13 protein-coding genes are annotated in these 15,633 nt (G+C 68.0%); all 13 read right to left on the reverse strand.

The annotated features are described in order from the left end of the window. Positions 1 to 57: 57 nt before the first annotated feature. From nuoN to ACX28W_RS17270, 13 genes are read right to left on the reverse strand one after another with little or no spacing between them, the layout of a single operon-like run. Complete coding sequence (gene nuoN / locus ACX28W_RS17210; protein WP_458999828.1) at positions 58 to 1,716, reverse strand: NADH-quinone oxidoreductase subunit NuoN; 1,659 nt, start codon at positions 1,714 to 1,716, stop codon at positions 58 to 60. Beyond that, on the reverse strand, positions 1,713 to 3,284 hold the full coding sequence (locus ACX28W_RS17215; protein ID WP_362065231.1) for an NADH-quinone oxidoreductase subunit M: 1,572 nt from the start codon (positions 3,282 to 3,284) through the stop codon (positions 1,713 to 1,715). The genes nuoN and ACX28W_RS17215 overlap by 4 nt, the downstream gene beginning before the upstream one ends. Positions 3,285 to 3,289: 5 nt before the next feature. Further along, entirely contained in the window at positions 3,290 to 5,203 is a 1,914-nt protein-coding gene (gene nuoL / locus ACX28W_RS17220) for an NADH-quinone oxidoreductase subunit L (protein WP_458999831.1), read from the reverse strand. A gap of 14 nt (positions 5,204 to 5,217) precedes the next feature. Next, the gene (gene nuoK / locus ACX28W_RS17225; protein WP_004927567.1) at positions 5,218 to 5,517 is read right to left on the reverse strand and encodes an NADH-quinone oxidoreductase subunit NuoK; all 300 of its coding nucleotides are present in this window, start codon (positions 5,515 to 5,517) and stop codon (positions 5,218 to 5,220) included. Next, positions 5,514 to 6,329 carry an NADH-quinone oxidoreductase subunit J gene (locus ACX28W_RS17230; RefSeq protein WP_458999834.1) on the reverse strand — a complete coding sequence of 272 codons (816 nt, stop codon included), beginning with the start codon at positions 6,327 to 6,329 and terminating at the stop codon, positions 5,514 to 5,516. Before ACX28W_RS17230 ends, nuoK begins: the two co-directional genes overlap by 4 nt. Continuing rightward, the gene (gene nuoI, locus ACX28W_RS17235; protein WP_458999837.1) at positions 6,326 to 6,928 is read right to left on the reverse strand and encodes an NADH-quinone oxidoreductase subunit NuoI; all 603 of its coding nucleotides are present in this window, start codon (positions 6,926 to 6,928) and stop codon (positions 6,326 to 6,328) included. Before nuoI ends, ACX28W_RS17230 begins: the two co-directional genes overlap by 4 nt. Continuing rightward, positions 6,921 to 8,300 (reverse strand): NADH-quinone oxidoreductase subunit NuoH, encoded by a 1,380-nt coding sequence (nuoH, locus tag ACX28W_RS17240; RefSeq protein WP_362065218.1) that lies wholly within the window; start codon positions 8,298 to 8,300, stop codon positions 6,921 to 6,923. The genes nuoI and nuoH overlap by 8 nt, the downstream gene beginning before the upstream one ends. Further along, a complete protein-coding gene (locus tag ACX28W_RS17245; protein WP_458999839.1) occupies positions 8,297 to 10,801 on the reverse strand; it encodes an NADH-quinone oxidoreductase subunit G in 2,505 nt (834 codons plus the stop codon). Before ACX28W_RS17245 ends, nuoH begins: the two co-directional genes overlap by 4 nt. After that, the gene (nuoF, locus tag ACX28W_RS17250) at positions 10,798 to 12,147 is read right to left on the reverse strand and encodes an NADH-quinone oxidoreductase subunit NuoF (RefSeq protein WP_362065212.1); all 1,350 of its coding nucleotides are present in this window, start codon (positions 12,145 to 12,147) and stop codon (positions 10,798 to 10,800) included. The genes ACX28W_RS17245 and nuoF overlap by 4 nt, the downstream gene beginning before the upstream one ends. Further along, on the reverse strand, positions 12,144 to 12,989 hold the full coding sequence (gene nuoE / locus ACX28W_RS17255; RefSeq protein WP_458999841.1) for an NADH-quinone oxidoreductase subunit NuoE: 846 nt from the start codon (positions 12,987 to 12,989) through the stop codon (positions 12,144 to 12,146). The genes nuoF and nuoE overlap by 4 nt, the downstream gene beginning before the upstream one ends. Beyond that, entirely contained in the window at positions 12,986 to 14,329 is a 1,344-nt protein-coding gene (locus ACX28W_RS17260; protein WP_458999843.1) for an NADH-quinone oxidoreductase subunit D, read from the reverse strand. Before ACX28W_RS17260 ends, nuoE begins: the two co-directional genes overlap by 4 nt. Next, positions 14,326 to 15,072: an NADH-quinone oxidoreductase subunit C gene (locus tag ACX28W_RS17265; RefSeq protein WP_458999845.1), complete on the reverse strand. Its 747-nt coding sequence runs from the start codon at positions 15,070 to 15,072 to the stop codon at positions 14,326 to 14,328. Before ACX28W_RS17265 ends, ACX28W_RS17260 begins: the two co-directional genes overlap by 4 nt. Then, entirely contained in the window at positions 15,069 to 15,623 is a 555-nt protein-coding gene (locus ACX28W_RS17270; protein WP_056552623.1) for a NuoB/complex I 20 kDa subunit family protein, read from the reverse strand. The genes ACX28W_RS17265 and ACX28W_RS17270 overlap by 4 nt, the downstream gene beginning before the upstream one ends. Between the last annotated feature and the right edge of the window lie 10 nt (positions 15,624 to 15,633).

A 15,633-nucleotide genomic window follows, 5' to 3' on the forward strand; every position in this document is an offset into this window, starting at 1 on the left:
CCGCTCCCATGGAGGGAGCGGGTCCCGGCGCCTACGTGGTTCAGACGCCTACGCGGTTCAGCGGACGAAGACCCCCGCCTGGCTCGCCAGGTCCAGGAAGTACTGCGGCGCCACACCCAGCACCAGCGTGACCGCCACACCGAACCCGATCGCCGTCATGGTCAGCGGCGACGGCACGGCCACCGTCGGACCCTCCGGCCGCGGCTCGCTGAAGAACATGAGCACGATCACGCGGATATAGAAGAACGCCGCGATCGCCGACGAGATCACACCGACCACGACCAGCGCGCCCGCTCCGCTCTCCGCCGCCGCCTTGAACACGGCGAATTTCCCGGCGAAGCCGGAGGTCAGCGGGATGCCCGCGAAGGCCAGCAGGAAGACCGCGAAGACGGCCGCGACCAGCGGGGACCTGCGTCCGAGGCCCGCCCACTTGGACAGGTGCGTCGCCTCGCCGCCCGCATCCCGGACCAGGGTCACGACCGCGAAGGCTCCGATCGTCACGAACGAGTACGCGGCCAGATAGAAGAGGACCGACGAGACGCCGTCCGGCGAGGCCGCGATGACACCCGCGAGGATGAATCCTGCGTGCGCGATTGACGAGTACGCGAGCAGCCGCTTGATGTCGGTCTGGGTGATCGCGACGATCGCACCGCCCAGCATGGTGACGACCGCGACGGCCCACATGACCGGCCGCCAGTCCCAGCGCAGGCCCGGCAGGACGACGTAGAGGAGTCGCAGCAGGGCTCCGAAGGCGGCCACCTTGGTCGCCGCCGCCATGAAGCCGGTGACCGGTGTCGGGGCGCCCTGGTAGACGTCCGGGGTCCACATGTGGAACGGCACCGCGCCGACCTTGAAGAGCAGGCCCATGACGACCATCGCGGCGCCGATGAGCAGCAGCGCGTCGTTGCCCATGGTGTCGGCGAGCACCGGGTCGATGTTGGCGATCGTGCCGTCGACGACCTGCGCGATCGTCGCGTACGACACCGAGCCCGCGTAGCCGTACAGCAGGGCGATGCCGAACAGGGTGAACGCGGAGGCGAAGGCGCCGAGCAGGAAGTACTTGACCGCGGCCTCCTGCGACATGAGCCGCTTGCGGCGGGCCACGGCGCACAGCAGATACAGGGGCAGCGAGAAGACTTCCAGCGCGATGAACAGCGTCAGCAGGTCGTTGGCCGCCGGGAAGATCAGCATGCCGCCGATCGCGAAGAGCAGCAGCGGGAACACCTCGGTGGTGGTGAACCCCGCCTTCACCGCGGCCTTTTCGCTGTCGCTGCCGGGCACGGACGCGGCCTGGGCGGCGAACGAGTCGACGCGGTTGCCATGTGCCTCCGGGTCGAGCCGCCGCTCGGCGAAGGTGAACACGCCGAGCAGACCGGCGAGCAGGATCGTGCCCTGAAGGAACAGCGCGGGCCCGTCGACGGCGATCGCGCCCATGGCCGCGATGCGCGCCTTCGTGGTGCCGTATCCACCCGCCGCGAGTGCGACGACCGCGGCGAAGGCGGCGGCGAGCGCGACGACGGACACGAACACTTGAACGTAGTAGCGGGACTTGCGGGGCACGAAGGCCTCGACCAGCACCCCGACGACAGCCGCACCGATGACGATCAAGGTGGGCGACAATTGCCCGTATTCGATCTTCGGTGCGCCGATCTTCGAGATCGGTTCGGCCGCGGTTGCCGCCGTTGTCCACAGGCTGTGGACGGCTGATGCGCTCACTTGGCCGCCTCCACCTCGGGCTGGGGGTCCTTCTCGTGTACGTCTGACATGGTCTGCTGGACCGCCGGGTTGATGATGTCGGTGACCGGCTTCGGGTAGACGCCCAGGAAGATCAGCAGAGCGATCAGCGGGGCGACCACCAGGAGCTCACGCACCCTGAGGTCGGGCATCTCGGCGACCTCCGCCTTCACCGGGCCCGTCATCGTCCGCTGGTAGAGGACGAGCGTGTAGAGCGCGGCGAGGACGATGCCGAAGGTGGCGATGATGCCGACGGCCGGGTAGCGCGCGAACGCGCCGACCAGGACCAGGAATTCACTCACGAAGGGCGCGAGCCCGGGGAGCGAGAGGGTCGCCAGGCCGCCGATCAGGAAGGTACCGGCGAGCACCGGAGCGACTTTCTGCACCCCTCCGTAGTCGGCGATCAGACGCGAGCCGCGCCGCGAGATCAGGAAGCCCGCCACCAGCATCAGGGCGGCCGTCGAGATCCCGTGGTTGACCATGTAGAGCGTCGCGCCCGACTGGCCCTGGCTGGTCATCGCGAAGATGCCCATGATGATGAACCCGAAGTGCGAGATCGACGCGTACGCCACCAGCCGCTTGATGTCCCGCTGGCCGACCGCGAGCAACGCCCCGTAGATGATGCTGATGAGCGCCAGTACGAGGATGACCGGCGTCGCCCACTTCGACGCCTCCGGGAAAAGCTGGAGACAGAAGCGGAGCATCGCGAAGGTGCCGACCTTGTCGACCACCGCCGTGATCAGTACGGCGACGGGGGCCGTGGCCTCCCCCATGGCGTTGGGCAGCCATGTGTGCAGCGGCCACAGCGGTGCCTTCACCGCGAACGCGAAGAAGAAGCCGAGGAAGAGCCACCGTTCCGTGTTGGTCGCCATGTCGAGCGAACCATTGGCCCGGGCTTCGGCGATCTCCTGGAGCGAGAAGTTTCCGGCCACTACATAGAGGCCGATTACGGCGGCCAGCATGATCAGGCCGCCGACCAGGTTGTAGAGGAGGAACTTCACCGCGGCATACGACCGTTGGGTCGCCGCCACCTCGTCCCCGTGCTCGTGGGCACGGTCCCCGAAGCCGCCGATGAGGAAGTACATCGGGATGAGCATGGCTTCGAAGAAGATGTAGAAGAGAAAGACGTCGGTGGCCTCGAAGGAGAGGATCACCATCGCCTCGACGGCCAGGATCAGGGCGAAGAAGCCCTGCGTCGGCCGCCAGCGCTTGTTCCCGGTCTCGTGCGGGTCGGCGTCGTGCCAGCCCGCGAGAATCACGAACGGGATGAGCAGGGCGGTCAACGCGACGAGCGCCACCCCGATCCCGTCCACCCCCAACTCGTACCGCACCCCGAAGTCCTTGATCCAAGGGTGGGATTCGGTGAGCTGGTAGCGGTCGCCGTCGGGATCGAAGCGTACGAGCACGATCGCGGCCAGGACGAGCGTGGCGAGCGAGACGAGCAGCGCCAGCCACTTGGCGGCGACGCGCCGGGAAGCCGGCACGGCGGCCGTGGCGATCGCCCCGATCGCCGGGAGCGCCGCCGTCGCTGTCAGCAGAGGAAACGACATCGGTATCAGACCGCCCTCATCAGCAGGGTCGCGGCGATGAGGACCGCCGCACCGCCGAACATCGAGACCGCGTACGAGCGCGCATAGCCGTTCTGCAGCTTGCGCAGCCGCCCGGAGAGGCCACCCATCGAGGCAGCCGTGCCGTTGACGACCCCGTCGACCAGGGTGTGGTCGACGTACACCAGGGAGCGCGTGAGGTGCTCCCCGCCGCGCACCAGCACGACGTGGTTGAAGTCGTCCTGGAGCAGGTCGCGCCGGGCGGCCCGGGTGAGCAGGGAGCCACGCGGGGCGACGACCGGGACGGGGCTGCGCCCGTACTGCGCGTACGCGATGGCGGCGCCGATGACCAGCAGGACCATGGTGGCGAGCGTGACCGTGAGGGCGCTGACCGGGGAGTCCCCGTGGCTGTGACCGGTGACCGGCTCCAGCCAGTGCAGAAAGCGGTCACCGATGCTGAAGTAGGCGCCCGCGCCCACTGATCCGACGGCCAGCACGATCATCGGGATCGTCATGGACCTCGGGGACTCGTGCGGGTGCGGCTCATGGCCTTCTGCGTCCGGCTGCCACCGCTTCTCTCCGAAGAACGTCATCAGCATCACGCGCGTCATGTAGTACGCGGTGATCGCCGCGCCCAGCAGGGCCACGCCGCCGAGGATCCAGCCCTCGGTGCCGCCCTTGGCGAAGGCCGCCTCGATGATCTTGTCCTTGGAGAAGAATCCGGACAGGCCCGGGAAGCCGATGATGGCCAGATAGCCGAGGCCGAAGGTGACGAAGGTGATCGGCATGTACGTGCGCAGGCCGCCGTACTTCCGCATGTCGACCTCGTCGTTCATGCCGTGCATCACCGAGCCGGCGCCGAGGAACAGCCCGGCCTTGAAGAAGCCGTGCGTCACCAGGTGCATGATCGCGAAGACGTAGCCGATGGGGCCGAGGCCCGCGGCCAGCACCATGTAGCCGATCTGCGACATCGTCGAACCGGCGAGCGCCTTCTTGATGTCGTCCTTCGCGCAACCGACGATCGCACCGAACAGGAGCGTGACGGCACCGACCACGGTGACGACGAGCTGCGCGTCGGGCGCCGCGTTGAAGATCGCGCCGGAGCGGACGATCAGGTACACACCCGCGGTCACCATCGTCGCGGCGTGGATGAGGGCCGAGACCGGAGTAGGACCTTCCATCGCGTCCCCGAGCCAGGACTGCAGCGGCACCTGGGCGGACTTGCCGCAGGCCGCGAGCAGCAGCATCAGGGCGACGGCGGTGAGCTTGCCCTCGGTCGCGCCGCCGACGAGTCCCGGCTCCTCATGGGTGCCGAGCACCGGCCCGAAGGCGAAGGTCCCGAAGGTGGTGAACATCAGCATGATCGCGATCGACAGGCCCATGTCGCCGACACGGTTGACCAGGAAGGCCTTTTTCGCGGCGGTGGCGGCGCTGGGCTTGTGCTGCCAGAAACCGATCAGCAGGTACGAGGCGAGGCCGACGCCCTCCCAGCCGACGTACAGCAGAAGGTAGTTGTCGGCGAGGACGAGCAGCAGCATCGCCGCGAGGAACAGGTTCAGATAGCCGAAGAAGCGGCGCCGCCGCTCGTCGTGCTCCATGTACCCGATCGAGTACAGGTGAATGAGCGAGCCGACGCCGGTGATCAGCAGGACGAACGTCATCGACAGCTGGTCGAGCTGGAAGGCGACGTCCGCCTGGAAGCCCTCGACGGGGATCCAGCTGTACAGGTGCTGGTCCATGGACCGGTGGTCGGCGCTCTTGCCCAGCATGTCGGCGAACAGGATCGCGCCGATCACGAAGGAAGCGGCCGCGAGGGCCGTGCCGATCCAGTGGCCGACGGCGTCCAGCCGCCGGCCGCCGCACAGCAGTACGGCCGCTCCGAGCAGAGGCGCCGCTACCAGCAGCGCAATCAGGTTCTCCACGATTCAGCGACCCCTTACAACTTCATCAGGCTGGCGTCGTCGACCGAGGCCGAGTGGCGGGAACGGAACAGCGACACGATGATCGCGAGCCCGACCACGACCTCCGCGGCGGCGACGACCATCGTGAAGAAGGCGATGATCTGGCCGTCGAGATTGCCGTGCATGCGGGAGAAGGCGACGAACGCGAGGTTGCAGGCGTTGAGCATCAGCTCGACGCACATGAACACCACGATCGCGTTGCGCCTGATCAGCACACCGGTGGCGCCGATCGTGAACAACAGGGCGGCGAGATAGAGGTAGTTGACCGGGTTCACTTGGACGCCTCCTCCGTCTTCGTGCGATCCAGGCGTTCTTCGGCGCGCTGCTCCAGGGCTTTCAGCTCGCTCAGCGACTCGGCCGACACATCGCGGATCTGGCCGCGCTCCCGCAGCGTCTTGTTGACGGTCAGCTCGGACGGCGTGCCGTCGGGGAGGAGGCCCGCGATGTCCACCGCGTTGTGCCGGGCGTAGACACCGGGCGCCGGCAGCGGCGGCAGGTGCTTGCCCTCGCGTACGCGCTGCTCGGACAGCTCGCGCTGGGTCTTGGCCCGCTCGGTACGCTCGCGGTGCGTGAGCACCATGGCGCCAACAGCGGCCGTGATCAGCAGAGCGCCGGTGATTTCGAAGGCGAACACGTACTTCGTGAAGATGAGGGCCGCGAGGCCCTCCACGTTGCCGCCGGAGTTGGCCTGACTCAAGCCGTTGAACTCCGTCAGAGACGCGTTGCCGATGCCCGCGACCAGCAGGACGCCGAAGCCGAGTCCGCACACCAGGGCCAGCCAGCGCTGCCCCTTGATGGTCTCCTTCAGGGAGTCCGCCGCGGTGACACCGACGAGCATGACCACGAACAAAAACAGCATCATGATCGCGCCGGTGTAGACGACGATCTGCACGACGCCCAGGAAGTACGCGCCGTTGGCGAGGTAGAAAACCGCCAGAACAATCATGGTCCCGGCGAGACAGAGCGCACTGTGCACGGCCTTCTTCATGAAGACGGTGCACAGGGCGCCGATCACGGCGACGGTGCCGAGGACCCAGAACTGGAATGCCTCTCCGGTGGAGGTGGAGTAGGCGGCCAGGTCGGTCATGTCCCCACCCCCTCTTCCGTGGGCTTCTCACCCTTGGAGACGGCGACTTGGCGCTCCGTGCCCGGAGCTGCCTCGGTCACCAGACCCCGGTAGTAGTCCTGCTCGTCCATGCCGGGGAAGATCGAGTGCGGTGTGTCGACCATGCCCTCTTCGAGCCCGGCGAGCAGCTGCTCCTTGGTGTAGATGAGGTTGGCGCGGCTCGAGTCGGCGAGCTCGAACTCGTTCGTCATCGTGAGCGCGCGCGTGGGGCACGCCTCGATGCACAGGCCGCACAGGATGCAGCGGGCGTAGTTGATCTGGTAGACGCGGCCGTACCGCTCGCCCGGCGAGTAGCGCTCCTCGTCGGTGTTGTCCGCGCCCTCCACATAGATGGCGTCCGCGGGGCAGGCCCAGGCGCACAGCTCGCAGCCGACACACTTCTCCAGGCCGTCCGGATGGCGGTTGAGCTGGTGCCGGCCGTGGAACCGCGGGGCGGTGGTCTTCGGTTGCTCCGGGTACTGCTCCGTCAGGCGCTTCTTGAACATGGCCTTGAAGGTCACGCCGAAGCCGGCGACGGGGTTCTGGAAACCGGGCTTGGTCTCCTTCGGCTCCTCAGCCATCGGACCCCTCCTTTCCGTCACGAGATCCGCCAATCGATCCGTCACTCGCAGTATCGGACCCACCACTGACAATCAACTCGCGCTCGCGGCGCGGGCGGCGCCGAGGCACCGGTGGCAGTTCCTGCCCGGGCAGTGGCGGTACGGGGAATCCGCCCGCCATCGGGTCGAAGCCGACAGGTTCGGCGGGCGTCTCCTGGGCCTGCGCGCCCTGCTTGTCCCGGAAGATGTCCACGGCGAACGAGAGCAACAGCAGGGCCAGGACACCGCCGCCGACGTACAGGGCGATGTCGGCGAAGTCGTAGTTCTCGTTCCTGAGGGTCCGTACGGTCGCGACGAGCATCAGCCAGACCACGGAGACCGGGATGAGGACCTTCCAGCCGAGCTTCATCAGCTGGTCGTAGCGGACACGCGGGAGCGTGCCGCGCAGCCAGATGAAGAAGAACAGCAACAGCTGCACCTTCACCACGAACCAGAGCATCGGCCACCAGCCGTGGTTGGCGCCCTCCCAGAAGCTGCTGATGGGCCACGGGGCCCGCCAGCCGCCAAGGAAGAGCGTGACCGACACGGCCGAGACCGTCACCATGTTCACGTACTCGGCAAGCATGAACAGGGCGAACTTGATCGACGAGTACTCGGTGTTGAAGCCGCCGACCAGGTCGCCCTCGGACTCCGGCATGTCGAAGGGGGCGCGGTTGGTCTCCCCGACCATCGTCACGATGTAGATCACGAACGAGACCGGCAGCAGGATGATGTACCAGCGGTCCTGCTGCTGTTCGACGATCGTCGACGTCGACATCGACCCGGAGTACAGGAACACCGAGGCGAACGCGGCGCCCATGGCGATCTCGTACGAGATCATCTGCGCGCAGGACCGCAGACCGCCGAGGAGCGGATACGTCGACCCGGAGGACCATCCCGCGAGCACGATTCCGTAGATGCCCACCGAGGCGACCGCGAGGATGTAGAGCAGCGCGATCGGCAGGTCGGTCAGCTGCATCGTGGTGCGATGGCCGAAGATCGAGATCTCGTTGCCCGCGGGCCCGAAGGGGATCACCGCGATCGCCATGAAGGCCGGGATGGCCGCGACGATCGGCGCGAGGACGTAAACCACCTTGTCCGCGCGTTTGACGATGACGTCTTCCTTGAGCATGAGCTTCACGCCGTCGGCGAGCGACTGGAGCATGCCCCAGGGACCGTGCCGGTTGGGGCCGATGCGCAACTGCATCCAGGCGACGACCTTGCGCTCCCACACGATGGAGAAGAGCACGGTCACCATCAGGAAGGCGAAGCAGAAGACCGCCTTGATGACAACCAGCCACCAGGGGTCGCGGCCGAACATGGAGAGGTCTTCCGCGGCGAGGTACGGAGTCATGCCTCCACCTCCTTGGGGCCCTCGGTGGCGAGCGTCGCCGGGCCGATGTGGACGAGTGCGCCGGGCAGCGCCCCCGTGTCGGAAGCGACGCCGCCCCCGGTGGAGTTCAGCGGGAGCCAGACCACGCGGTCGGGCATCTCGGTGATCTGCAGCGGGAGTTCGACAGTTCCGGCACTACCGGTGACGGCGAGGAGGTCGCCCTCCTTGACGCCGGCCTCGGCGGCCGTGGCGGGCGACACACGCGCGCGTGCGGCATGCCGGGTCCCGGCGAGCGCATCGTCGCCCTCCTGGAGGCGGCCCTGGTCGAGGAGCAGCCGGTGGCCCGCGAGCACGGCCTCCCCGGCAGCGGGGCGCGGCAGCGGGGCCGCGGTCTCCAAGGGGTCGGTGGCCCGCGGCCCGTCCCAGGCGCCGAGCCGGTCCAGCTCCCCGCGCGCGGTGCGCAGATCCGGCAGGCCCAGGTGTACGTCCATCGCGTCGGCGAGCATCTGCAGCACGCGCGCGTCGGCGGGCGCCGACCGGCGGGTCATCTGGTCGGGCTTGAGCGCGGCCTCGAAGAGGCGGACCCGGCCTTCCCAGTTGAGGAAGGTGCCCGCCTTCTCAGCGACGGCGGCCACCGGGAGGACGACATCCGCCTGCTCGGTGACTTCGCTGGGACGCAGTTCGAGGGACACCAGGAAGCCGACTTCGGAAAGAGCCGCACGCGCGCGTGCCGGATCCGCGAGGTCGGCGACCTCCACGCCCGCCACCACCAGAGCCCGCAACTCACCACCGGCGGCGGCCTCGACGATCTGGCCGGTGTCACGGCCATAGCGGTGCGGGAGTTCAGAGACCCCCCAGGCGGCCGCGACCTCCTCCCGCGCGCGCGGGTCGGTGGCCGGACGTCCACCCGGCAGCAGCGACGGCAGCGCACCCGCCTCGATCGCGCCTCGCTCTCCTGCCCGGCGCGGGACCCACACCAGATGGGCGCCGGTCGCGGACGCGGCCCGTACGGCGGCGGTGAGCCCGCCCGCCACCGCGGCGAGCCGCTCACCGACGATGATCAACGCACCTTCGGTGCGCAGTGCCTCCGCGGCCCTGGCGCCGTCGCCCTCCAGGCTCACGCCACTCGCGAGGGCATCCAGCCATTCGGTCTCGGTGCCGGGCGCGGCGGGCAGCAGCGTGCCACCCGCCTTCTCCAGACCGCGTGTCGCATGCGTGGCCAGCGAGAAAGTCCGCTGCCCGTGCCCGCGCCAGGCCTTGCGCAGCCGCAGGAAGATGCCGGGCGCCTCCTCCTCCGACTCGAAGCCGGCGAGCAGGACGGCGGGCGCCTTCTCCAGGGAGGTGTACGTGATGCCCGTACCGTCGAGGTCCCGGCCACGTCCGGCGACCCTGGCCGCCAGGAAGTCGGACTCCTCGGCGCTGTGCACGCGCGCGCGGAAGTCGATGTCGTTCGTGTCGAGGGCCACGCGCGCGAACTTGCTGTAGGCGTAGGCGTCTTCGACGGTGAGACGGCCACCGGTCAGGACACCCGTCCTGCCGCGGGCGGCCAGCAGCCCCTGAGCCGCCGCCTCCAGTGCCTCCGGCCAGGAGGCCGGTTCAAGGACACCGTCGGCATTGCGGACGAGGGGCGTATCCAGCCGGTCCCGCTGTTGCGCGTATCGGAATCCGAACCGCCCCTTGTCGCAGAGCCACTCCTCGTTGACCTCGGGGTCGGGAGACGCGAGGCGCCGCATGACCTTGCCGCGCCGGTGGTCGGTGCGGGTCGCGCAGCCGCCGGAGCAGTGCTCGCACACGGAGTGCGAGGAGACGAGGTCGAAGGGCCGGGAGCGGAAGCGATACGCCGCCGAGGTCAGCGCGCCGACCGGGCAGATCTGGATCGTGTTCCCGGAGAAGTACGACTCGAAGGGGTCGCCCTCGCCGGTGCCGATCTGCTGGAGCGCGCCCCGCTCGACCATCTCGATCATCGGGTCGCCCGCGATCTGGTTGGAGAAGCGGGTGCAGCGGGCGCACAGCACACACCGCTCGCGGTCGAGCAGCACCTGTGTGGAGATCGGGACCGGCTTCTCGTACGTCCGCTTCCTGCCCTCGAAGCGGGACTCGGTGTGGCCGTGCGACATGGCCTGGTTCTGCAAGGGGCACTCGCCGCCTTTGTCGCAGACCGGGCAGTCCAGCGGGTGGTTGATGAGCAGGAGCTCCATCACACCCTTCTGGGCCTTTTCGGCGACGGGCGAGGTGAGATGAGTCTTGACGACCATCCCGTCCGTACAGGTGATCGTGCAGGACGCCATGGGCTTGCGCTGACCCTCGACCTCGACGATGCACTGGCGGCAGGCACCGACCGGGTCGAGCAGCGGATGGTCGCAGAATCGGGGGATCTCGATGCCGAGCTGTTCGGCCGCGCGGATGACCAGGGTGCCCTTGGGCACGCTGATCTCGACGCCGTCGATCGTCAGCGAGACGAGGTCCTCCGGCGGGACCGCCGCCTCCCCCCCTCCGGAGGGGGCGCTGGTGGTCACGGTCATGCGTTCACCTCCGTGCGGTCGGCCCAAGCCGTGGACTTGGCCGGGTCAAAGGGGCAGCCGCGGCCCGTGATGTGCTGCTCGTACTCCTCACGGAAGTACTTGAGCGAGGAGAAGATCGGCGAGGCGGCACCGTCGCCGAGGGCGCAGAACGACTTGCCGTTGATGTTGTCGGCGATGTCGTTCAGCTTGTCGAGGTCGGACATGACGCCCTTGCCGGCCTCGATGTCGCGCAGCAACTGCACGAGCCAGTACGTCCCTTCGCGGCACGGCGTGCACTTGCCGCAGGACTCATGCGCGTAGAACTCGGTCCAGCGGGTGACGGCGCGAACGACGCACGTCGTCTCGTCGAAGCACTGGAGTGCTTTTGTGCCGAGCATGGAACCCGCGGCACCCACTCCTTCGTAATCAAGAGGGACGTCGAGGTGCTCGTCGGTGAACATCGGCGTCGAGGAGCCGCCCGGCGTCCAGAACTTCAGCCGGTGGCCAGGCCTGATCCCGCCGCTCATGTCGAGGAGTTGACGCAGTGTGATGCCGAGCGGGGCCTCGTACTGGCCGGGGTTGGCGACATGGCCGCTGAGCGAGTAGAGCGTGAAGCCCGGGGACTTCTCGCTGCCCATCGACCTGAACCATTCCGTGCCTTTGTGGAGAATTGCGGGAACTGATGCGATCGACTCGACGTTATTTACAACAGTTGGGCACGCATAGAGGCCCGCGACGGCAGGGAAGGGGGGACGGAGTCGCGGCTGCCCACGGCGGCCTTCGAGCGAGTCGAGCAGTGCGGTCTCCTCACCGCAGATGTACGCGCCCGCGCCCGCGTGCACGGTGAGCTGGAGGTCGAGTCCGCTGCCCAGGATGTTCTCGCCGAGGTAGCCCGCCGCATAGGCCTCTCGGACGGCCTCGTGCAACCGCCGCAGTACGGGGACGACTTCACCGCGGAGATAGATGAAGGCATGCGAAGACCGGATGGCATAACACGCGATCACAATGCCCTCGATGAGGCTATGCGGGTTCGCGAAGAGGAGCGGGATGTCCTTACAGGTTCCCGGCTCCGATTCGTCGGCGTTGACAACTAGATAGTGAGGCTTGCCATCACCCTGAGGAATGAACTGCCATTTCATTCCGGTGGGAAATCCCGCGCCGCCTCGGCCGCGCAGGCCGGACTCCTTGACGTACGCGATCAGGTCGTCCGGCGACATGGCCAGCGCCTTGCGCAGCCCCTCGTACCCCTCGTGCCTCCGGTAGACGTCCAGCGTCCAGGACCTGTCCTCGTCCCAGAAGGCCGACAGCACGGGTGCGAGCAGCTTCTCGGGGCTGCTCTCGTTGATCTCGGGTGCCAAGGTCATCACTCCCCCTCCTCTGCGACAGGCCCCGCCGGGTGGGACGGGTCGGAGGCCGACGTGTCCTGCGGCGCGTCATGCGAGCTCAGGTGCTCTGCGGGCGGCCGGTCCTGAGGCGCCTCACCACCGCGCGGGTGCACCACGCGCGCGGGGGCTGTCTCGCCCTTGGCCAGGCGCAGCCCGATCAGTGATGCCGGACCCGCGCTGCCGCTCGCCTCGACGGCCCCCTCGCGCTCGTCCGGGAAACCCGCCAGGATCCGTGCGGTGTCCTTGAACGTGCACAAGGGGGCACCGCGGGTGGGTGCGACCTGTGCTCCCGCGCGCAGGTCGTCGACGAGGCGCTTCGCGGAGTCCACGGTCTGGTTGTCGAAGAACTCCCAGTTGACCATCACGACCGGCGCGAAGTCGCAGGCCGCGTTGCACTCGATGTGCTCCAGGGTGACCTTGCCGTCGTCGGTCGTCTCGCCGTTGCCGACGCCCAGGTGGTCCTGGAGGGCCTCGAAGATCGCGTCGCCGCCCATGACCGCGCACAGGGTGTTGGTGCAGACGCCCACCTGGTAGTCGCCGCTCGGCCTGCGCCGGTACATCGAGTAGAAGGTCGCGACCGCGGTGACCTCTGCCGTGGTCAAATGCAGCGCGCCCGCGCAGAACTGCATGCCCGTGCGCGTGACATGGCCCTCCTCCGACTGCACGAGATGCAGCAACGGAAGGAGCGCCGAGCGGGAGTCCGGGTAGCGGGCGATGATCTCGCGTGCGTCCGCTTCGAGCCGGGCTCGAACGTCGTCCGGGTAGTCGGGCGCGGGCAGTTGGGGCATGCCCAGGCTGACGCCCTCGGCGGGAGTGGTGGTCACCGGTCGACGCCTCCCATCACGGGGTCGATGGACGCGACGGCGACGATGACGTCGGCAACCTGGCCGCCCTCGCACATCGCCGCCATGGCCTGAAGGTTGGTGAAGGACGGGTCGCGGAAGTGGACCCGGTAGGGGCGGGTGCCTCCGTCGGACACGGCGTGCACCCCGAGCTCGCCCTTGGGTGACTCGACCGCCGCGTACGTCTGTCCCGGCGGGACGCGGAAGCCCTCCGTCACCAGCTTGAAGTGGTGGATCAGGGCCTCCATGGAGGTGCCCATGATCTTCTTGATGTGGTCGAGGGAGTTGCCGAGACCGTCGGGGCCGAGTGCGAGCTGGGCGGGCCAGGCGATCTTCTTGTCGGCGACCATGACCGGCCCGGGCTGCAGCCGGTCCAGGCACTGCTCGACGATGCGCAGCGACTGGCGCATCTCCTCCAGACGGATCAGGAAGCGCCCGTAGGAGTCGCAGGTGTCGGTGGTCGGGACGTCGAAGTCGTACGTCTCGTAGCCGCAGTAGGGCTGGGACTTGCGCAGATCGTGCGGGAGGCCGGCCGAGCGGAGGATGGGGCCGGTGGCGCCGAGTGCCATGCAGCCGGCCAGGTCGAGGTAGCCGACGTCCTGCATACGGGCCTTGAAGATGGGGTTCCCGGTGGCCAGCTTGTCGTACTCGGGAAGGTTCTTCCTCATCTTCTTGACGAACTCGCGGATCTGGTCCACCGCGCCGGGCGGCAGGTCCTGGGCGAGTCCGCCGGGTCGGATGTACGCGTGGTTCATCCGCAGGCCGGTGATCAGCTCGTAGATGTCGAGAATGAGTTCACGATCACGGAAGCCGTAGATCATGATCGTGGTGGCGCCCAGTTCCATGCCGCCGGTGGCGATGCACACCAGGTGGGAGGAGAGCCGGTTCAGCTCCATCAGGAGCACCCGGATGATCGTGGCGCGGTCGGGGATCTCGTCCTCGATGCCGAGGAGCTTCTCGACGGCGAGACAGTACGCCGTCTCATTGAAGAACGGCGTCAGGTAGTCCATGCGCGTCACGAAGGTGGTGCCCTGCGTCCACGTGCGGAACTCGAGGTTCTTCTCGATGCCGGTGTGGAGGTAGCCGATGCCGCAGCGGGCCTCGGTGACCGTCTCGCCGTCGATCTCCAGGATGAGCCGGAGCACGCCGTGAGTGGACGGGTGCTGCGGGCCCATGTTGACGATGATGCGCTCGTCGTCGGACTTCACCGCGGACTGGGCGACCTCGTCCCAGTCGCCACCGGTGACCGTATATACGGTGCCCTCGGTCGTCTCGCGGGCCGAGGCGGCGGACGCGCCGGAAGAAGGGGTCTGCGTGCTCATGAGTACGACCTCCGCTGGTCCGGAGCCGGGATCTGGGCGCCCTTGTACTCGACGGGGATGCCGCCGAGGGGGTAGTCCTTGCGCTGCGGGAAGCCCTGCCAGTCGTCCGGCATCATGATCCGCGTCAGCGCTGGGTGGCCGTCGAAGATGAGACCGAAGAAGTCGTAGGTCTCGCGCTCGTGCCAATCGTTCGTCGGATAGACGGAGACGAGCGACGGGATGTGCGGGTCGGCGTCGGGGGCGCTGACTTCGAGGCGGATCAGCCGGTTATGGGTGATCGAGCGCAGGTGGTAGACGGCATGCAGCTCGCGGCCCTTGTCACTGAGGTAGTGCACTCCGCTCACGCCCGTGCACAGTTCGAAGCGGAGGGCCGGGTCGTCGCGCAGGGTCTGGGCGACGCGGACCAGGTACTCGCGTTCGATGTGGAAGGTGAGCTCGTCACGGTCGACGATCGTCTTCTCAATCACGTTTTCCGGGACGAGGCCCTGTTCCTCCAGGGCGCCCTCCAGCTCGTCGGCGACCTCGTCGAACCAGCCACCGTAGGGGCGGGTGGCCGGGCCGGGCAGCCGGATGGAGCGGACCAGACCGCCGTAGCCGGAGGTGTCGCCGCCGTTGTTGGCGCCGAACATCCCGCGCTGGACGCGGATCTCCTCGCCGCCCTCGCCACGCTGGCCGGGGAGATTGGACGCGCCGAGGTCCTTCTCCGGGTTCACGCCGTCGCCGGCGCCATTCGCGTCGCTCACCGCAGCAGGCCCTTCATCTCGATGGTGGGGAGCGCCTTGAGCGCCGCTTCCTCCGCCTCGCGGGCCGCCTCCTCGGCGTTCACGCCGAGCTTCGAGGTCTGGATCTTCTGATGGAGCTTGAGAATCGCGTCCAACAGCATCTCGGGCCGCGGCGGACAGCCGGGCAAGTAAATGTCGACCGGGACAATGTGGTCGACGCCCTGCACAATGGCGTAATTGTTGAACATTCCGCCCGACGACGCACAGACCCCCATGGAGATCACCCACTTCGGGTTGGGCATCTGGTCATAGACCTGCCGCAGCACCGGCGCCATCTTCTGACTGACACGTCCGGCGACGATCATGAGGTCCGCCTGGCGCGGTGATCCGCGGAAGACCTCCATACCGAAGCGCGCCAGGTCGTAGCGGCCCGCGCCGGTCGTCATCATCTCGATGGCACAGCAGGCCAGTCCGAAGGTGGCGGGGAAGACGGATGCCTTGCGCACCCAGCCCGCGGCCTGCTCGACGGTGGTCAGCAGGAATCCGCTCGGCAGCTTTTCTTCGAGTCCCATGTCTTAAGGC

It is taken from the genome of Streptomyces sp. SD15, assembly GCF_054462255.1.

Excerpts from the sequence above, each read along its gene's own strand:
- ACX28W_RS17215 (WP_362065231.1), bottom strand. The coding sequence starts at position 3,284 with ATGTCGTTTCCTCTGCTGACAGCGACGGCGGCGCTCCCGGCGATCGGG.
- ACX28W_RS17230 (WP_458999834.1), bottom strand. The coding sequence starts at position 6,329 with ATGACCGACCTGGCCGCCTACTCCACCTCCACCGGAGAGGCATTCCAG.
- nuoI (WP_458999837.1), bottom strand. The coding sequence starts at position 6,928 with ATGGCTGAGGAGCCGAAGGAGACCAAGCCCGGTTTCCAGAACCCCGTC.
- nuoH (WP_362065218.1), bottom strand. The coding sequence starts at position 8,300 with ATGACTCCGTACCTCGCCGCGGAAGACCTCTCCATGTTCGGCCGCGAC.
- ACX28W_RS17245 (WP_458999839.1), bottom strand. The coding sequence starts at position 10,801 with ATGACCGTGACCACCAGCGCCCCCTCCGGAGGGGGGGAGGCGGCGGTC.
- ACX28W_RS17260 (WP_458999843.1), bottom strand. The coding sequence starts at position 14,329 with ATGAGCACGCAGACCCCTTCTTCCGGCGCGTCCGCCGCCTCGGCCCGC.
- ACX28W_RS17270 (WP_056552623.1), bottom strand. The coding sequence starts at position 15,623 with ATGGGACTCGAAGAAAAGCTGCCGAGCGGATTCCTGCTGACCACCGTC.